The sequence below is a fragment of the Marinobacter salinexigens genome (assembly GCF_008370345.1).
GTDB classification, from domain to species: domain Bacteria; phylum Pseudomonadota; class Gammaproteobacteria; order Pseudomonadales; family Oleiphilaceae; genus Marinobacter; species Marinobacter salinexigens.
The window spans coordinates 197,400-214,566 of record NZ_VTUU01000004.1 but is presented as its reverse complement, the minus strand read 5'-3'; the positions used below and the strand labels follow the sequence as shown (position 1 = coordinate 214,566).

Annotated in this window: 18 protein-coding genes; 5 read left to right on the top strand and 13 right to left on the bottom strand. The window is 55.6% G+C overall.

Features of this window, described 5'->3' with window-relative positions; genetic code table 11:
- The 7 genes from flgG to FWJ25_RS10585 form a co-directional block, all read right to left on the bottom strand.
- Entirely contained in the window at positions 1-789 is a 789-nt protein-coding gene (flgG, locus tag FWJ25_RS10615) for a flagellar basal-body rod protein FlgG (protein ID WP_149600259.1), read from the bottom strand.
- 82 nt (positions 790-871) lie between these two features.
- Positions 872-1,624, bottom strand: coding sequence for a flagellar basal body rod protein FlgF (locus FWJ25_RS10610; RefSeq protein ID WP_149600258.1), 753 nt, complete (start codon positions 1,622-1,624; stop codon positions 872-874).
- Positions 1,625-1,699: 75 nt separating this feature from the next.
- Entirely contained in the window at positions 1,700-3,616 is a 1,917-nt protein-coding gene (locus FWJ25_RS10605) for a flagellar hook protein FlgE (protein WP_149600257.1), read from the bottom strand.
- Between the two features lie 27 nt (positions 3,617-3,643).
- Positions 3,644-4,321 (bottom strand): flagellar hook assembly protein FlgD, encoded by a 678-nt coding sequence (locus tag FWJ25_RS10600; protein ID WP_149600256.1) that lies wholly within the window; start codon positions 4,319-4,321, stop codon positions 3,644-3,646.
- 18 nt (positions 4,322-4,339) lie between these two features.
- The gene (flgC, locus tag FWJ25_RS10595) at positions 4,340-4,789 is read right to left on the bottom strand and encodes a flagellar basal body rod protein FlgC (protein WP_149600255.1); all 450 of its coding nucleotides are present in this window, start codon (positions 4,787-4,789) and stop codon (positions 4,340-4,342) included.
- Positions 4,790-4,823: 34 nt separating this feature from the next.
- Positions 4,824-5,222 (bottom strand): flagellar basal body rod protein FlgB, encoded by a 399-nt coding sequence (gene flgB / locus FWJ25_RS10590; protein WP_149600254.1) that lies wholly within the window; start codon positions 5,220-5,222, stop codon positions 4,824-4,826.
- A gap of 203 nt (positions 5,223-5,425) precedes the next feature.
- Positions 5,426-5,980, bottom strand: coding sequence for a nitroreductase family protein (locus FWJ25_RS10585; protein WP_149600253.1), 555 nt, complete (start codon positions 5,978-5,980; stop codon positions 5,426-5,428).
- A 105-nt stretch (positions 5,981-6,085) separates the two neighbouring features.
- Between FWJ25_RS10585 and FWJ25_RS10580 the strand changes: the two genes are divergently transcribed.
- Entirely contained in the window at positions 6,086-6,397 is a 312-nt protein-coding gene (locus FWJ25_RS10580; protein ID WP_149600252.1) for an Mpo1-like protein, read from the top strand.
- Position 6,398: 1 nt separating this feature from the next.
- Complete coding sequence (locus FWJ25_RS10575) at positions 6,399-7,838, top strand: adenylate/guanylate cyclase domain-containing protein (RefSeq protein ID WP_149600251.1); 1,440 nt, start codon at positions 6,399-6,401, stop codon at positions 7,836-7,838.
- 44 nt (positions 7,839-7,882) lie between these two features.
- Here the strand turns inward: FWJ25_RS10575 and queF are convergent, their stop codons facing one another.
- From queF to FWJ25_RS10560, 3 genes are read right to left on the bottom strand one after another with little or no spacing between them, the layout of a single operon-like run.
- Positions 7,883-8,701, bottom strand: a complete 819-nt coding sequence (gene queF / locus FWJ25_RS10570; RefSeq protein WP_149600250.1) for an NADPH-dependent 7-cyano-7-deazaguanine reductase QueF — start codon at positions 8,699-8,701, stop codon at positions 7,883-7,885.
- Between the two features lie 14 nt (positions 8,702-8,715).
- A complete protein-coding gene (locus FWJ25_RS10565) occupies positions 8,716-9,489 on the bottom strand; it encodes an ABC transporter permease (protein ID WP_149600411.1) in 774 nt (257 codons plus the stop codon).
- A 5-nt stretch (positions 9,490-9,494) separates the two neighbouring features.
- Positions 9,495-10,445 (bottom strand): ABC transporter ATP-binding protein, encoded by a 951-nt coding sequence (locus FWJ25_RS10560; RefSeq protein WP_149600249.1) that lies wholly within the window; start codon positions 10,443-10,445, stop codon positions 9,495-9,497.
- Positions 10,446-10,682: 237 nt separating this feature from the next.
- Here FWJ25_RS10560 and FWJ25_RS10555 point away from each other — a divergent pair, with 237 nt between their 5' ends.
- Entirely contained in the window at positions 10,683-11,804 is a 1,122-nt protein-coding gene (locus tag FWJ25_RS10555; protein ID WP_149600248.1) for an organic solvent ABC transporter permease, read from the top strand.
- On the opposite strand, the gene FWJ25_RS10550 is transcribed toward FWJ25_RS10555, so the two are convergent.
- The 3 genes from FWJ25_RS10550 to FWJ25_RS10540 form a co-directional block, all read right to left on the bottom strand.
- Complete coding sequence (locus FWJ25_RS10550) at positions 11,794-13,101, bottom strand: HD-GYP domain-containing protein (protein ID WP_149600247.1); 1,308 nt, start codon at positions 13,099-13,101, stop codon at positions 11,794-11,796. The two genes, FWJ25_RS10555 and FWJ25_RS10550, sit on opposite strands and share 11 nt — an antisense overlap.
- 175 nt (positions 13,102-13,276) lie before the next feature.
- Positions 13,277-13,738, bottom strand: a complete 462-nt coding sequence (locus FWJ25_RS10545; RefSeq protein WP_246166763.1) for a hypothetical protein — start codon at positions 13,736-13,738, stop codon at positions 13,277-13,279.
- A 115-nt stretch (positions 13,739-13,853) separates the two neighbouring features.
- Positions 13,854-14,132 (bottom strand): PilZ domain-containing protein, encoded by a 279-nt coding sequence (locus tag FWJ25_RS10540; RefSeq protein ID WP_149600245.1) that lies wholly within the window; start codon positions 14,130-14,132, stop codon positions 13,854-13,856.
- A gap of 178 nt (positions 14,133-14,310) precedes the next feature.
- Between FWJ25_RS10540 and FWJ25_RS10535 the strand changes: the two genes are divergently transcribed.
- Both FWJ25_RS10535 and FWJ25_RS10530 read left to right on the top strand, forming a co-directional pair.
- Complete coding sequence (locus tag FWJ25_RS10535; RefSeq protein ID WP_149600244.1) at positions 14,311-15,327, top strand: Fe(3+) ABC transporter substrate-binding protein; 1,017 nt, start codon at positions 14,311-14,313, stop codon at positions 15,325-15,327.
- Positions 15,328-15,475: 148 nt separating this feature from the next.
- Positions 15,476-17,164 carry an ABC transporter permease gene (locus tag FWJ25_RS10530; protein ID WP_149600243.1) on the top strand — a complete coding sequence of 563 codons (1,689 nt, stop codon included), beginning with the start codon at positions 15,476-15,478 and terminating at the stop codon, positions 17,162-17,164.
- The last annotated feature ends 3 nt before the right edge of the window (positions 17,165-17,167 follow it).

Genomic DNA, 17,167 nt, shown 5'->3' with positions numbered 1-17,167 from the left:
TTAACCAATATTGTTGGTGATGAATTGCAACATCTGGTCAGTGGTGGACACCACCTTCGAGTTCATCTCGTAGGCACGCTGGGTGGTAATCATGTTCACCAGCTCTTCCACCACTTCGACGTTGGAGGCTTCCACTGATCCCTGCTCAATGGTTCCCAGTCCCGCCAGGCCGGCTTCACCCTCGTTGGGATCACCGCTGGCATTGGTCGCCTTGAACAAATTGTTCCCAATCGCCTGTAACCCCTGCGGGTTAATGAAATCAACCAAGGTGATCTGGCCAAGGTTGACCGGTGACGCCTGGTCGTCGGTCACGGCAGTCACAGTGCCATCCTTGCCGATCGTTACCGTGGTTGCATTGTCCGGAATCGTGATGGCCGGCTCGAGCGGGTAACCATCAGGATTGACCACGTCGCCATTGGAGTTGAGCTGGAACTCGCCATCCCGGGTATAAGCGATCTGACCATCCGGCAACTGCACCTGCAGGAAGCCGCGACCATTGATCGCCATGTCCAGAGGCTGCTCGGTGATCTGGAGGTTGCCCTGGGAAAACTGCTTGGCAGTGCCGACAACCCGCACACCGGTACCCAGCTGAAGGCCAGAGGGCAACTCGGAATTCTGGGTACTCAGGCCGCCCGGCTGACGATGAATCTGGTACAGCAGGTCCTGAAACACCGCACGATCCCGCTTGAAACCGGTGGTGTTCACGTTTGCCAGGTTGTTCGAGATGGTGGACATATTGGTGTCCTGCGCGCTCAACCCGGTTTTGCTGACCCAAAGTGCTGGATGCATGTCTTTACTCCTTGCCGGGGACTTTCCCAAGCGGCCATTTTTTGCCGCTTTTAGCCCGCCAGACCATTGTATTCAGTCGTTATCAGAGGTTTTGCAACAGCCGTGCCGTCGCCTCAGAGTTCTCGTTTGCCGTACGCATGACCTTCACCTGCATTTCGTACTGCCGTGACTGCTCAAGATTGGCAATCATCTCTTCAACGGCGTTAACGTTCGAAGCTTCGAGAAATCCAGTGGCTACCCGCAGGTTGCCATCGGGCGGTTCGGGGCCATCAATAGCCTGGTCAGGCTTGCGGCGAATAAATCCATCGGTTCCCTTCTCGAGGGCTTCGGCTGGTGGGTTCACCAGCTTCAGGCGATCCACTTCCACCAATTCATCCGGTGCACCACCCACCGGAACAATGGAAATGGTTCCATCAGCGCCAACCTGAACGTTTTCAAAGGGAGGCAAGGCCACCGGCCCACCATTCCCCATGACCATCTCGCCGCCAGCCAGTCGCACAATTCCGTTCACATCGATCTGCAAGCTGCCAGTTCGAGTGAAAACTTCCTCGCCCTGGTCATTCTGAACCGCGAGCCAGCCTTCGTTTTCCACCGCAACGTCAAGTTTTCGTCCGGTATCCATCAAGGCGCCACCAGACAGATCGGTGCCTGGCCTTTCGGTCATGGCATAGGCCCGTGTCGGGTAGTGTTCACCAAACACCGGCATACTCCGGGCCTGGGCAAAGTCTTTCTTGAACCCTGTGGTATTAACGTTCGCCAGGTTGTTGGCATGGGCACGCTGGGCCAGCATATTCTGCTTGGCACCAGACATACCGATGTAGAGGGCTTTGTCCATGGGAAAACTCCTGCCGGAATTTTGACTGTTACCAGTCTTCCTGCAGGAGTCGTGCCATGTTCAGTTTATTGCAGATTAGCGGAGGTTGATGATGGTCTGGGTGACCGCATCAGAGGTCTCGATGGTTTTCGCATTGGCCTGATAGTTCCGCTGGGCGATGATCAGGTTAACCAGTTCCTGGGAGAGGTCCACGTTCGACTCCTCAACAGAACTCGCCTCAATAGACCCAAGGGTTCCGGTATCAGGGGAACCGATAATTGGCTGGCCAGACTCGAAGGTTTCCACCCAGGTGGTATCCCCCACCGGAGACAAACCATTGGTGTTACTGAATGCCGCCAGCGCAACCTGCCCCAGTGCCTTGGACTGACCGTTCGTATAACGGGCGAAGATCACACCGGTATCGGAAACATCCAATCCCGACAAGCGCCCTGTCGTGTAACCGTTTTGCTGCTGATCATTGACCCCGAAGGCTGCGCCATACTGGGTGGTTTCACTCAGGTTCAGCACAAACGCCGAAGTGGTTGGCGGCTCCGGAATCGGCGTAACCACCGTTGCTCCGACAGCAGGGGGGCCATCCGCACCGTTAGGCAGGCCAGCTTCGTCCTTGGGCGTCCAGTCGGTGATGACTATTTCGCCGGACGCGTCGCCATTGATGGACTGCAGGTTGCCGCTTTCATCGAAACGCGCCGTGTAGGGCGTGACATCCGTGCCGCCAACCATTTCGCCGTCAATCTGGAGGTAGATAGACCACTCACTGACACCCACGCCACCACCCGGAGACGGCTCCTTCACAAAGAACTGGGTGAACTCATGGGGATTACCCAGGCTGTCGTAAATCGTAGTAGACGTTGCGTGGTTATAGGTTCGCTGATCAATGGGATTGAACTCGTTGGTAATCCTGATCGGCGACGCAGCGTACGCCGCCACAATATCATCATCGCCACCCACGGGTACTTCTGTCAGACCGGCAACCACCCGCTCGCCGGTAATACTTACATCACCCTGAACCGTGGTCGGCCCAACGCTTCCGGATGCATCACCATAGGTGTACTCCAGGGTATCCCCCTGGTTATGAATCACCCTCAGCACATCGTTACCCGCGCCATCATCGACGATGGACGCAGAGATCGAGGTTTCACTGGAGTTATTGATGGAGTCCACCAGATCCTGCAGCGACGTGATATTGCTGGTATCCACCGTCAACGGCGATCCGTTGATGCTCAGACTGAAGGTAAAGTCCGCCGCTCCGGCTGCAGTAATGTAGGCGTCGGTGATTGGAGTCGTAGCCGTCGTGGTGGCCGAAGCGCTGAGCCCCGGCGCATCATTGATTGCTGCTGCCGCCTGACGGGCCGTTGTGATGGGCGTACCATCTGCTGCTGTGGTCAGATCAACGTTGTAGTCGGGAGTACCATCGTTGTATGACACATCAAAGATTTCGTTCTCGATGTCCGAATAGGTAAGAGGCCCCACATCCCGGACTCTCGTTTCAAGGACCGTTTCCCGTGAATCCAGGTTCAGATCAGATACGAGGTTCGTTGTACGATGCGGCGCCAGGTTATCGGTTTCGATCTGCAGATCACCACGAATCCCCGAGAGATTACCATCGTCATCGGCTGTATAGCCCTGCACCCGCATGCTCTGGCTGTTGACCACGAAGCCGTCTTTGTCGATACCGAACTGCCCCGCCCGGCTGTACCGGATTTCCCCGCCGTTGCTCAGGATAAAGAAGCCGTCGCCGGAGATGGCCATGTCGAGACCATTGTCGGTAAAGCTGACATTACCCTGACTAAACGACTGCTTAACGTCCTGAGCCCGAACGCCATCGCCAATCGGATTGCTGCCCGCGCTGAGGAAGCCACTGGCATAGAGATCGCCAAACTGAACGTCACTACCTTTGAACCCTACGGTACTGGCGTTAGCAATATTGTTGCCGGTTACGTCCAGATCCACCGATGCTGCCCGCAGGCCACTGAGTCCTGTATTAAATGCCATGGTTCACCTCTTGGTCTGACACCGGTATCAGTTGATTTGTTTAACGTCGGACAAGGCAAGAGAGCCAAGGCCGGCAAGATTCAGAGTGATGGAGCCATCCTGTCCAAGGGAAACACTGTCCACATTGGCGCTCACCATCGTTGAAAGCTGCTCGGACCCACCGGAATAACTGCCGGAGGCCACGATGCTGTACGGACCCTGCGGCAAGGAATTGCCGTTGCCATCTGTACCATCCCATGAGAACGACAACACACCAGGCTCACTGGCTCCCAGATCCAATTGCCTTACCAACTCGCCGCTGCTATTGAGGACATTGAGCTTCACACCGCCGGTAGAGGCCGGCACCTGAATGGTTCCCGTCACTTCGCCTTCAGACCCGAGAATACCAACACCGGACGGAGCCAGAACCGTTTTGCCAACCATCGCCGAGGCCTGAAGCGCCTGACTGGAACGGAACTGGCCCATCGCATCATCCACCGTACTGGACAGATTCTGAATCTCTTCCAGAGAACTGAACTGGGCCAATTGGGCGATAAAATCGCCATTATCCTGGGGCTCAAGAGGATTCTGATTCTTCAACTGGGCCAGCATGAGTTCCATGAACTCACCCCGCCCGAGTTCACTATTCCCGCTCGCACTGCTTTGCTGCTGGACCTGATACTGGCTCAGAACATCGCTGGCGTTGGCTGTGCTGGATACGCTCATTGTCTGCTCCTCACCGAATTACTGCTGACCCAGCGTCAGAATGCGCTGCATCATGGATTTGGCTGTATTCATCACGTCCACATTTGTCTGAAAGCTTCTGGAGGAAGACATCATGTCTGCCATTTCCTCAACCACATTCACGTTCGGGTAAAAAACGTACCCGTCTTCATTCGCCGCCGGGTGATTGGGCTCATAGCGCATCTGCAACTCAGCATCGCTTTCAACCACCCCTTCAACCCTTACTCCGGCACCAGGCCCGGACTGAACAGGAAATCCAGCCCCCTGCTGATCCGGGTTCAGCATCGACTGCTGGATAGCCGCAAACACCGGCTTACGGGCACGATAGGTGGTATCGATGCTGGAACTCGCCGTCTCCGCGTTGGCAATGTTGGACGCGGTGGTATTAAGCCGCAGTGATTGCGCTGTCATGCCTGAACCGGCGATGTCAAAAATATTGCCCAATGACATGGAGAATCTCCTTCGCTGATCGCGTTACTGCGACTTACTCGCCTTTAATAGCCTTGGTCAGGCCGGAAAATTTGCTGTTCAGGAACTGGAAGCTGGCCTGGTAGTCCATGGCATTACGCATGAAACGGGTCTGCTCCTGCTGTGCATCCACGGTATTCCCATCCACCGATGGCTGGTGTGGAACACGGTACATCAGGTCCGAATCAGCGCCACCTTTACCGGTATCCATGTGATGCTCGTTCGTACGGCTCATTTCGAACCCGCCCATATCCTGCTGGGCACGCGCCATCATAGTCTGAAAATCTATATCCCGGGCCTTGAAACCCGGGGTATCGGCGTTGGCCAGGTTATTCGCAAGCACCTCTGCGCGCTTGACTCGCGCTTCCAGCGCGTACTGGTGAATACCCAGAGCCTTGTCAAAAGAAATCGCCATACTGCCTCCCAAATCGGCACCTGAAGCCCGACAATCTTTGCCGGCTGTGCGTTATAAGAGGGTTAAAGCAAAGGCAGTGCCAGAATACCCAAACCCTTTAATACCGGGGGGCGGGCTGAATTGATGAGCAAAAAGCTGAACAGAGGAAGGGATAGGACCGGCAGAAGCGGCAAGGGTTTTCCCCGCCACTCGCCGGCGAGTAATCACTTGGGCCAGCGTCCCACGTAGTCACTCAGTTCCGGCCGGGGGACCGCCGGTTTTTCGGACGTGACTGTTCCGGTATAGAGAAAAGCGATAATGGATTCACCGTCTTCAAGCCCCAATCCCTGGTGGACCACTGGGCTATAGGCCGGTGAACCCGTACGCCACATGACCCCGAAACCGGCTTCCTGCAGCGCCAACTCTATAAAAGACACTCCTGCAGCGGCCGACATCACCTGCTCAACCTCGGGAACCTTGGGGTGATGTGTCGGTGAGGCAATACCAATAATAACCATCGGTGCCCGCAGCGGTGCATGTCGGGCTTTCTCTATTTCCTGAGAAGTACTGCCCTCGGAACAGGCGCTGGCAAACAGGTCTCCCAAAGCCTGAAGTCCTTCGCCTTCCACAACCAGATAACGCCACGGCCTCAGAAGCGCGTGATCAGGCGCGCGGGCAGCGCAGGCAAAGGCCTGTTCCAACGTCGCCTTATCGGGCGCCGGAGCCTGCAACCGGGGTTCGGAACGTCTGTTAAGCAGGAAATCGGTAACGGCAGTCATAGTGTCTCGCTGTGCCTTAAATTGTGACTTACACTTAATACTGTTAACCTTTAGTCGTAGTCCGGTCTGCCTCATCAAAAAAATAATCGAAGCGGTAGCAGCGCCATGAGTGACCAGCAAACCTTTAGCAGCTTTTCGGAATTCTATCCTTACTATCTGGAAGAACACAGGGACGTTACCTGTCGCCGCCTGCATTTCGTGGGTAGCCTGCTGGTTTTGCTAGTCGCCATCTCGGCACTGGGCACTGGCAAACTGGCCTGGCTCTTGATTCTACCAGTGATTGGCTATGGCTTCGCGTGGGTTGGGCATTTCAAATATGAGAAAAACCGGCCTGCAACCTTCAAGCACCCGATCTACAGCCTGATGGGCGACTGGGTCATGTTCCGCGACATGCTTACGGGCAGGATTCCTTTCTGACATGATGAGCGCACCTGCCGATCTTCGTAACGCCAGCACATGTGCAGGAAAGTCACTGGGTGTCGAAACCAGTGGCGGTACTGTTGCGATTCCTCCTATGCCGGATTACAACGGCCGCATTCTCGCCTATGCTGCTTCGGCCGTTATCGTGGTGTCAGGCGTGCTTCAGGAAGCTTTCCCGCAATGGACACTGTGGTTGGTTGCTGGCGCCCTGATCTGGCCTCATATCGCTCATACCCTGACCCGCAAAACCTTTCTCCGTCAATCGGCCCGCATCCGACAGAAAATTCTGTTTGTCGACTGTGCCGGCGGCGGCATGTTCATTGGCTGTATTGGCCTGGTCGGGATTCCATCAGTTTCTGTCGCCCTCATGCTGATGTTCAGCTGCCTCATCGTCGGTGGTATTCGCCAGTGGCTTGTAGGAACCGGATTCATGGTCGTAGCCATCGCCGCCACCGCAGCCATTGTCGGCCCGGCAGAAACACTACAGTCACCGCTACTGACCAGTATCGCGGCCGTAGCATGTACAGGCCTCTATATTTGCGTTACCGCTTATTACTCGCACCAGCAGGCCCGCGCTCTGATGCTCGCCAAAACCCAGATCCAGAACCAGCGGGAGCAATCGATTGCCCTTTCCCACAAGCTCTCCAAATACCTCTCGCCTCAGGTCTGGCAATCCATTTTCACCGGCGAACGCGACGTCCGCCTGGAAACCCAGCGCAAAAAGCTCGCCATTTTCTTCTCTGACATTAAAGGCTTTACGGAACTGTCGGAGGAGATGGAGCCGGAGGCGCTGACAGAACTGCTCAATCACTACTTCAATGAAATGTCCGAAGTGGCATTAAAGTATGGCGGCACGATCGACAAATTCGTTGGTGACTCCATCATGGTGTTTTTTGGTGACCCCACCAGCCGGGGGCCGAGAGCCGATGCCTTTGCCTGTGTCTCCATGGCGATTGAAATGCGCAAGCACATGAAAATCATGCGGCAGAAATGGCGCAGCCAGGGCATCAAGACGCCGCTGGAAATTCGCATGGGCATCAGTACCGGCTACACCACCGTGGGTAACTTTGGCGCCGAAAACCGGATGGACTACACCATCATCGGCAAGGAAGTGAACCTGGCAAGCCGACTGGAATCGCTGGCTGAACCAGGCGAGATTCTGGTGTCCTACGAAGCCTTCTCGCTGATCAAGGACAAGATCATGTGCCGCGACAAAGGTGAGATCACTGTAAAGGGGTTTGCGAAGCCTGTACCGATCTACGAGGTAGTGGATTTCCGTCGCGACATGGGACCAAACCGGAGCTTCCTGGAACATGAGCACAGCGGTTTTGCCATGTATCTGGACTCGGACAAGATTACAGAGAAAGAGCGGCTGGCTATTCTGACCGCCCTGGAAGACGCTGCCGATCGGTTACGGCGGGAAGAAGAGGACGCCTGAGCGCCCTCTCGCCAAACCATACTTCGAACGCTTCTGGATCAAGCCTACTGACGGATCAGCCTTGGGCCTGCATTACCGTCGGCGTCGGTGCTACGCCAGGGATTGATATCAAGCCCGCCACGTCGCGTGTAGCGAGCACATACCGTGAGCGCCTCCGGCTGGCAGCGCCCCATCAGGTCCGTAAAAATGGTTTCCACACAATGTTCGTGGAAGTCCTGCTTCTGCCTGAAACTCACGATGTACTTCAACAATCCGGCCCGATCAATTCTGGGGCCGGTATAGTCAATCAACACAGTGGCCCAATCAGGCTGCCCGGTCACCGGGCAGTTGCTCTTCAGCAGGTGAGAACACAAGCGCTCTGAGACAACAGCACCGGACGCTGTCAGGGAGTCAGGCGCGTACTCATACACCACCTCATCCAGCGCTTCGTCATCGACCAACAGGTACCCGCCCGGGCGCCCCACGGCTTCACCGGACTCATCAACGCTCCGCATCCACACATCGACGGCAGCGCCGCACGCACTCGACAGATCCGCCTTTATCGTCTCTGCCACCTGCTCGGCTGAAGAAAAGATGGTCTGATTCAGGGAGTTCAGATACAACTTCAGAGATTTCGATTCAATGATCGACGGCGAAGCAGCCGGAAAACGAATCTCGGCCCAGGCCACCGCAGGCACCCCTCCCGGTCGTACCCATGACACTTCCCAGGCCTGCCACAAATCTTCACCAAACCAGGGCCAGCGCCCGTCACTAAGGCCAAGCCGACGGCGATTCTCCTCCCTGGAAACCGGGAAGAGAAGATTTGGATCGTATCGATCCGGATAGGCGCTGTTTTTACCAAGCGGCGCATTATCAAGAGCCATAAAAATTCCTGTGCTCAGTGGCGGATACCTTTACCACGCGCCAGCATTCGCAGAGCAATGATGGTCAGCACGGTAATGAAAACCAGAATCATACCAAGAGAAACGAATGGATTAACGTCCGAAACTCCCAGTATGCCGTAGCGAAACCCGTTGACCATATACAGGATCGGGTTCGCCATGGACACGCCCCGCCAGAAATCCGGCAGCAGATCAATGCTGTAGAACACCCCACCGAGGTAGGTCAGGGGCGTCAGCACGAACGTCGGCACAATGGAAATGTCGTCAAACTTGGTGGCCAGCATTGCGTTGATAAAACCACCCAGGGAAAACAGGGCCGATGTCAGAAAGACGGTAGTCACCATGATGCCCAGGTTGTGAATCGTAAGGTTGGTAAAGGCCAGCGACAATACTGTGACAATCAGCCCGATACTCAGGCCCCGGGCCATTCCGCCACAGACCCAGCCGGCGAGGATGATCCAGTTAGGAACCGGCGACACCAGCAGCTCTTCAATGTTGCGCTGGAACTTCATCGAGAAGAATGACGAAACTACATTCGCGTAGGAGTTAGTGATGACCGACATCATGATCAGGCCGGGCACGATGAAGGCCATATAGTCGAGCCCACCCATCTGCCCGATGCGGGAACCGATCAGGTTACCGAAAATGATGAAATAGAGTGTCATGGTGATGACGGGGGGCAATAGGGTCTGTACCCAGATCCGGGTAAACCGGCGGATTTCCTTCACCACAATCGTTTTAAAAGCGGTGAACAGGGCGGCCGAACTCATACCACTCATGCAACGCCCTCCCCGGCTCTCCGTGTTTCTTCTGCGTTTTCTTCGATCATGCGTATAAACAGTTCTTCCAGGCGATTCGCCTTGGTCCGCATACTCAGTACCTTAATACCCAGCTTCTCGAGCTGAATGAACACACCATTCAGCCCCTGGCCTTTTTCGACATCCACCTCAAGGCTGCCTTCATCATCCAGGCGAACCTCAAAACCGTGGAGCACCGGAACCACATCAAGTGCAGTATCAGTGTCCAGCACGAACGTCTCGATGCTCAGTTGCTGCAACAGTTCCCGCTTGCTGGTGTGTCGTACAATCCGGCCGTGGTCGATAATGGCAATATTCCGGCAGAGCGCTTCCGCCTCTTCCAGATAATGAGTGGTGAGGATGATCGTGGTGCCCTCGCGATTCATCTCTTCCAGAAAGGCCCACATCGAGCGCCTGAGTTCGATATCCACCCCGGCGGTTGGCTCGTCAAGGATGAGCAGGCCGGGCTCGTGTACCAGGGCACGGGCAATCATCAGGCGCCGTTTCATACCGCCAGACAACATTCTCGCTGGCGTGTTGCGCTTGTCCCACAGCCCCAGCTTCCTGAGGTACTTTTCAGCCGAGACCGACGCTTCCTTCAGTGGGATGCCGTAGTAACCCGCCTGAGTAGTGACAATATCGAAGACCTTTTCAAACTGGCCGAAATTGAATTCCTGTGGAACCACGCCGAGATTCACTTTCGCATCCGAAAGATGGGTATCGATGTCGTAACCAAATACCCGGACCTTTCCCGCAGTCTTGTTCACCAGCGAGGAGACGATCCCGAGAGTGGTTGATTTACCTGCCCCATTGGGCCCAAGAAGGGCGAAAAAGTCGCCCTGCTTAACGTTCAGGTCGATGCCTTTCAGGGCCTGGAAACCGCTTCCATAGGTTTTTGTCAGGCCCTCAATTTCCAGTGCGTTGGTCATACAGGTTCCCGATCTGGGTCAGCGACCAGAATACCTGGCCCGCCGAAGAAATTTAGAATGCTATTCATTGTGGCAAGTCATGGTTTTTCAAGCCTGTCAGCCCAAACTGCGACAGATATCGCGATATCCCTGCAGGCCCACCCCTATAATCCGGTTACAACAACTTACAAATAGTGTGATGCCCGGATGCCGGCACCACGTACATCGCACGCGATTCAAGGGAATGTACGAAACACCATGAGATCCGCTCACCTCGTCCGTCTGTCCTTTGGCCTGGCTACGTCACTGGCACTTACTGCATGCCTCGGAGACAGTGGCGGTTCCGGTGGAACTGCTGCAAGCACAGGATACCTGAGCTACAACGGCCTTAGCGGTTTGAGCTACCAGACTGCCAGCCAGACGGGCACAACCGACAGCAGTGGCAGATTTCTCTACTATCCTGGAGAGACCCTGAGCTTCAACATTGGTGACCTGGCCCTGGCCGAAGGCGTTCCAGCCAGGGAGTATGTGACGCCACTGGAGTTTTTTTCCGATGTCCGGGCCGCACTGAATAACGCAGGGGTTGATGGCGAAGGACTCAGCACGCACACCATCACAGAACAACAACTCCTGCATGATGCGACTCTGAGCAACTTCACCCGATTCCTGATGTCTCTGAACTGGACAGAGAACGTAAAGGACGGCGAAGGCATGGACATCCGCGACCGCGTGATACAACAAATCAACGCAGCGTTACCCAAGCTAAGCGGCCCTATCGACTTTGCTGTTCCAGAGCCGGAATTTACCGCTACAGGGACAGCACCGTCTCCTGCCAACCAGCTATTGGCCGCTATCTGTTTCTATCCGGAGGGCGACGAACTCTGTGAAGCCCCCCCCACTCAGGATGAAATCGACAACGCTCCGGGAAAACCCGAGGAAGAAGCCGACTGGGACCCCGATATCGACTACAGCGAGGATCTTCAGGCCAAACGGGACCGGATTCTTGATTCCGTCAGAACCCTTGATGTGATTGATGAAGAAGACGCCAGAATCTATCTGACCCGTGAACTCAACGCCATCAGTACAAACCTGGCAAACCGCTATTACCTTGAAAACCACGTGGCCAGCCACCCAGCATCCGATACCGGGATAAAATCTCTGGAGATTCACGAAATCGGGAAGGTTCTGGCGCTTTCAGATCTGGAAGCCATCAGCACCCGACCGTCCGATGTGGTTATCCATGCAACGGACTGGCAATCAGGCAGAGTGGAATATTTTGTGGATGGAGAATCGGGCGGAGAGTCAGAACTGATCCTGAGCTTCCGCCCGGAGGGCACCTACCGCTGGGTACGAAAGCAGTTGCGAGTAATTATCCGCTGATCAACCGCGAGAAGTTCCAACGGGAATCAACGCCGGTGACATCGTAACCTGCAGGATTCAGCCCCTCAGACCCGTGCGGGAGACATTCACGGACAGTCACCGCCTCAGCTGCATCCCGTTCTTCATTGAACCGGGCCAGATCGACTATTTTTGCGGATTTAAGCGGCTTGCGATCGGTATCCGTCATCACCATGACCCGCGGCCACAACCGGCGCTCCCGGGAATGGGAAATCACAATGCCACGCTGGCCGTCAGTCAGTTCGACGAGGCTGCCGGTGGGGTAGATGCCAATGGCCTGAATGAATACTTCAATCAGGTCTTCCTGGAATTCAATGTTGCGCATGTCGTACAGCATGGTAACGGCTCGCGCCGGCGTCACCGGTTCGCCGCCATCCCGCGGGCCGACCAGCGATTCAAAAAACTCCGCCAGGCCTGCAATCTTCGCCAGCAAGGGAATCCGGTCACCCCGGACACCTTCCGGGAAACCTGAGCCATTATGACGTTCACGGTGTCCCTGAATCACACTCAGCACCGCTCGCGACAAACCCGTACCACTCAGTTTGGCAACACCGCGCGCCACGTAGGTTTTATATTCAGCGAACTCTTCCTGATCCAGTTGCCCTTCCCGAGCCAGCATATCCTGAGACAACTCGGTTTTGCCTACCTGGGACAACAGACATCCCACGCACAGGTGGTTAAGTAAACCTTCGTTAAGGCCAAGCTGCCGGCCACACACCAGGGCCCAAACCGCCGTGTTAAGCGCATGCCGGTAGAGGAAGTCATCATGCTGCCGGGTGCGAGCCAACCACAGCAACGCGTCTGGCTGACGCACGACACTACTTACCATTTGGCTGGTCAGGCGGGCAATCGGTTTGAGGTCCGCAACACCCTCGGACCGAATCGTTTCAAACAGACGATGCAACGACGCTTCGACGTCTCCCAGCAGCTGCCTGGACGTCCTGATTTCCTTCCTGAAGCTTGTCACTTCTTCGTAGACCAGAGGCTCGCGGATACTGATCGGCGGCAACTGCAGTACATCACGTCCACGCCCCCGGCTCTTGGCATTCCGGCCAAATACTACCGGCTTCGCATCGCTGAGTTCGAGGGACTCACGTATCTCCGCAACATCAACCATTACCCAGCGGCAATGGGAAGACACCGCTCGGATATCATCCTGGGAGCGAATATGAAAGCCCTGAATCGGGAAAGGTGTCTGGTGCCAGGGTCGATCAAGGTCTGACACAAACATGCCCACCTCCAGATCGTGTACCGCTACCTTTTTCTGTTGGACGCCCACAAGTCACCTCAGTGCATAAACTTTTTGATGATTACTATTCTGCCCGGCTGCCCGGAAGAGTCCATTACAGTTTGGTAGCACAAAGCAACCCGGGGCAACAAAGCGTAACGCAGATTATCCAAGAGAAACAAAGTGTAGCAGTGTGACGCCGTTCACAAGCCGACGTCAGAAAGTGTCAATTTCCGTCACAGATGCTTTCCTGAAATTCCGGAATGCGGGCCCTGAACGCGCCTCTTGGGGCCTTACGGGTGTATACCATGTAAGGGACTGGAGACGCCCGGAGGTAGTCCAGGTTCCGAATATTGTCACCTTCACCCTCGGAGACTCGTGCGGGCTGGCAGGACACGGCAAGCTCCAGTCTACCGTCGATATCGGCAATTCGCTTACCGGATCCTGATGGGTAGGCCGCCAGACAAACGGTTGAAGGCCCTACCGGAGAAGCACCCGGAAATGAGATGTCACGCTTCGGATCACCGCAGGCCCTGATACCCTCACCGCAACTACCTTCGCCGTCCTGGCTGCTATCTCGCAGACGCCAGATACGTTCACTACACTGGGTTTCGACACTGATCGGCGTTGCCTTATCACTGACCGGCCACCACCCCGGATACTCTGCCGTCTCCCAGGTAAGTCGCACCTGCCGGGGTTCACCGCGGGAATTCTCAGCCTGAAAAACAGCAGAATGGGAATAGTAAGAAGCGCACCCCTGCAACCATAAAGGAAGGAAAATCAGAATAAGGAATCGCTTCATATCAGTCGTCGCAATGGTCGAACTGCAAGCCGTACCCATCGTTAGTCTGGCGCACAACCACCATGTCCAGCACTGGAGCGGGCACCGGAAGCCCTTGCACCTGTACCGTAACACGGTCCCCCAGAACGGGCGTGAACGGTTCCGTATCTACCACCACAAACACGCCGCCGTCCGAAATATCCCGAGTAGAGAAAACGAATTCCCCGAACTCAGGATGGGTCACCTTTACCTTTGCAGTCATTGCCGTACGGATGTGCTCTCTTCGATCTTTCCCGGTCATGAAGTGATTTCCGTCAATTTTTGCATATTTTTTAGGGTGTTCCGAAGCATAGCACCATTCCGTTTGAAATATCCTATCGGGAGTATTGACTATACCTTTAATACTAATGAGAATAGTTGCTGTTTATAACTACCGGTGCAAACCGGAAAATGCATCCATTTCGTGGAAGGACAATTACATGCGAATGAAACTGGCAGCCGCCGCTGCAATCGCCCTGTCTGCTCTCCCCCTCAGCGCCAATGCCGATGGTGAGGTCAACATCTATTCCTACCGTCAGGCTTATCTTCTGAAGCCTCTGATGGATGCCTTTGAAAAAGAAACCGGCATCGATACGAACGTTGTTTTCGCCAAAAAAGGCCTCGCAGAGCGCCTTGAACGCGAAGGCCGCAACAGCCCTGCGGATGTTGTCATGACCGTGGACATTTCCCGCATCAACGAGCTGGTTGAGCGTGACCTGGTCCAGGGAGTGACCACAGACACTCTCGAGCACAACATTCCAGAGAACCTCCGTCACCCGGAGGGTAAGTGGTACGCCCTGACCACACGTGGCCGCCTGATCTTCACCTCCAGGGAACGTGTCAAAGAGGGTGAAATCACAACTTACGAGCAGCTGGCAGACCCTGAATGGGAAGGCCGCATCTGTACTCGCAGCGGCAAACACCCGTACAACATTGCCCTGATCTCATCCATGATCGCCCATCACGGCGAAGCGGATACTGAAAAGTGGCTGGCTGGCCTGAAAAACAACCTGGCCCGCAAACCGCAAGGCGGCGACCGCGACCAGATCAAGGCCATTGCCGAAGGCGTCTGTGACGTATCCATTGGCAACAGCTACTACTATGGCAACATGCTGCAGGACGAAAACCAGCGGCCTATCGCGGAACAGGTTCGCCTGGTATTCCCGAATGCCGAAGGCCGTGGTACCCACATCAATATCAGTGGTATCGCACTGACCAAGAGCGCACCAAACAAAGAAGAAGCCATCAAACTGATGGAATTCCTGTCTTCTCCTGAAGCACAGCGAATCTATGCAGAAGCCAACACAGAGTATCCGGCCAACCCGGATGTGAAGCCTTCAGGTCTTGTGGCCGAGTGGGGTGAAATCCACCCAGACGCACTGCCACTGCACACCATTGCCGAGAACCGCAACGCAGCCGTGAAAATGGTTGACCGCGTCGACTACGACGGCGAATAAGCCATACTGCCCCGGAGTAACCCAGCCTGCTCCGGGGCCACCCTCCCCTGATATCACTGTCGGAAATGACGCCAGTCATTGCAGCAGACTGTTTAGCTGACTAAAATCGACACCCTTTCTCATTCCGATTCAAAAAACAGGACACCGAATGACCGAGGCTGTCACCAGCGTTGAGCCCGGGCTCACTCAGCCCCTTCTGGCAAAGCGCACCTCGAAACGTTGGCTTATTTCAGCCATTGTGACAACCGCTGTCGTTGCCCTTCCTGTTCTATCTGTGATCTTCCTCGCCTTTTTTCCTGAGGAAAACATCTGGCCACACCTTCTGGATACCACCATGCCCCGGTATCTGGTAACCACACTGCAATTAATGGCTGGTGTAGGCATCCTCACCCTGGTGATCGGTCTGGCCTCCGCCTGGGCAGTCACCATGTGTGAATTCCCGGGACGGAAGTTTTTTGAATGGGCCATGCTCCTACCGTTCGCCGTGCCGGCCTACGTAATTGCCTACGTCTATACCAGCTTGCTCGATTATGCCGGCCCCGTTCAGGGCGCCCTCAGGGACTGGTTCGGGTGGCAAAATGCCACTGAATACTGGTTCCCCGAGATCCGTAGCCTTGAAGGCGCCACCCTGATGATCGGGCTGGTGCTCTATCCCTATGTTTATCTGCTTGCGAGAGCCGCTTTCCTTGAGCAGTCCCCGTCCCTGTTTGCCGTAAGCAGGAGTCTTGGGCACTCTGCGCTCAGCACCTTCTTCCGGGTAGTTCTACCCATTGCCCGCCCGGCAATTGCCGTGGGCCTGTCACTGGTCTTGATGGAAACCCTGAATGACTTCGGCACGGTCGACTTCTTCGCAGTGCAAACCCTGACGGCCGGCCTGTTCGATACCTGGATGAACCTTGGCAATCTTGGTGGTGCGGCCCAGATCGCCACCACTATGCTGATCTTCGTGGTTATCCTGGTGACGCTGGAGCGTTACTCACGACGCCGGCAACAGCAGTTTGCGGCCCGGGACAACCGCGACCCGATCCAGCGTTTCACCATGTCCATGCCACGCCAGCTGATCTGCGTTGCTGTTTGTGCCATACCGGTTATTCTCGGCTTTGCTATTCCGGGTGCCACTCTGGCGGTCTATGCGTGGGAATACTTCGACCAGAGCTGGAATCCTGACTTCCTTGAGAATGCGCTGAACAGCCTGCTGCTGTCCGGCACCGCGGCGCTGACAACCCTGATCGTCGGGGTCACCCTGGCGTACAGCCGCAGACTTCACAACACCAGGGGCATGCAGGTGTTGATGCGCCTTTCAAGCCTTGGTTATGCCATGCCGGGGGCCGTATTGGCGGTCGGTGTCATCGTTCCTCTGGCGGGTTTCGACAACTGGCTGGATGCCATTGCCCGGGACTGGTTCGGGTTCAGCACCGGGCTGCTGCTGAGCGGAACGGCGTTTGCCATGGTGTTTGCCTACACGGTCCGCTTCCTGGCGGTGTCGGCCGGAAGCGTTGAAAGTGCCTTGCAGAAGATCACCCCGAGTATGGACATGGCCTCTCGCTCACTTGGCCATACACCAGGTAAAACCCTGGTCCACGTGCACCTACCCATCCTTCGGGGAACCTTGATGACGGCAGCGCTGGTGGTATTTGTGGATTGCATGAAAGAGCTGCCCGCAACACTGATCCTGAGACCGTTCAACTTCGAAACCCTGGCAACCTACGTTTACCAGTTTGCTTCAGATGAGCGGCTGTATCACAGCGCACTGCCTGCACTGATCATCGTGCTTGCGGGGATTATTCCGATCATTCTGATGAGCCGGTCCATCTCCAACGCCCGGGCGATCGGATAAGCT

Coding starts and splice junctions, on each gene's coding strand:
- flgG (WP_149600259.1), bottom strand. CDS start 789: ATGCATCCAGCACTTTGGGTCAGCAAAACCGGGTTGAGCGCGCAGGAC.
- FWJ25_RS10610 (WP_149600258.1), bottom strand. CDS start 1,624: ATGGACAAAGCCCTCTACATCGGTATGTCTGGTGCCAAGCAGAATATG.
- FWJ25_RS10605 (WP_149600257.1), bottom strand. CDS start 3,616: ATGGCATTTAATACAGGACTCAGTGGCCTGCGGGCAGCATCGGTGGAT.
- FWJ25_RS10600 (WP_149600256.1), bottom strand. CDS start 4,321: ATGAGCGTATCCAGCACAGCCAACGCCAGCGATGTTCTGAGCCAGTAT.
- flgC (WP_149600255.1), bottom strand. CDS start 4,789: ATGTCATTGGGCAATATTTTTGACATCGCCGGTTCAGGCATGACAGCG.
- flgB (WP_149600254.1), bottom strand. CDS start 5,222: ATGGCGATTTCTTTTGACAAGGCTCTGGGTATTCACCAGTACGCGCTG.
- FWJ25_RS10585 (WP_149600253.1), bottom strand. CDS start 5,980: ATGACTGCCGTTACCGATTTCCTGCTTAACAGACGTTCCGAACCCCGG.
- FWJ25_RS10580 (WP_149600252.1), top strand. CDS start 6,086: ATGAGTGACCAGCAAACCTTTAGCAGCTTTTCGGAATTCTATCCTTAC.
- FWJ25_RS10575 (WP_149600251.1), top strand. CDS start 6,399: ATGATGAGCGCACCTGCCGATCTTCGTAACGCCAGCACATGTGCAGGA.
- queF (WP_149600250.1), bottom strand. CDS start 8,701: ATGGCTCTTGATAATGCGCCGCTTGGTAAAAACAGCGCCTATCCGGAT.
- FWJ25_RS10565 (WP_149600411.1), bottom strand. CDS start 9,489: ATGAGTTCGGCCGCCCTGTTCACCGCTTTTAAAACGATTGTGGTGAAG.
- FWJ25_RS10560 (WP_149600249.1), bottom strand. CDS start 10,445: ATGACCAACGCACTGGAAATTGAGGGCCTGACAAAAACCTATGGAAGC.
- FWJ25_RS10555 (WP_149600248.1), top strand. CDS start 10,683: ATGAGATCCGCTCACCTCGTCCGTCTGTCCTTTGGCCTGGCTACGTCA.
- FWJ25_RS10540 (WP_149600245.1), bottom strand. CDS start 14,132: ATGACCGGGAAAGATCGAAGAGAGCACATCCGTACGGCAATGACTGCA.
- FWJ25_RS10535 (WP_149600244.1), top strand. CDS start 14,311: ATGCGAATGAAACTGGCAGCCGCCGCTGCAATCGCCCTGTCTGCTCTC.
- FWJ25_RS10530 (WP_149600243.1), top strand. CDS start 15,476: ATGACCGAGGCTGTCACCAGCGTTGAGCCCGGGCTCACTCAGCCCCTT.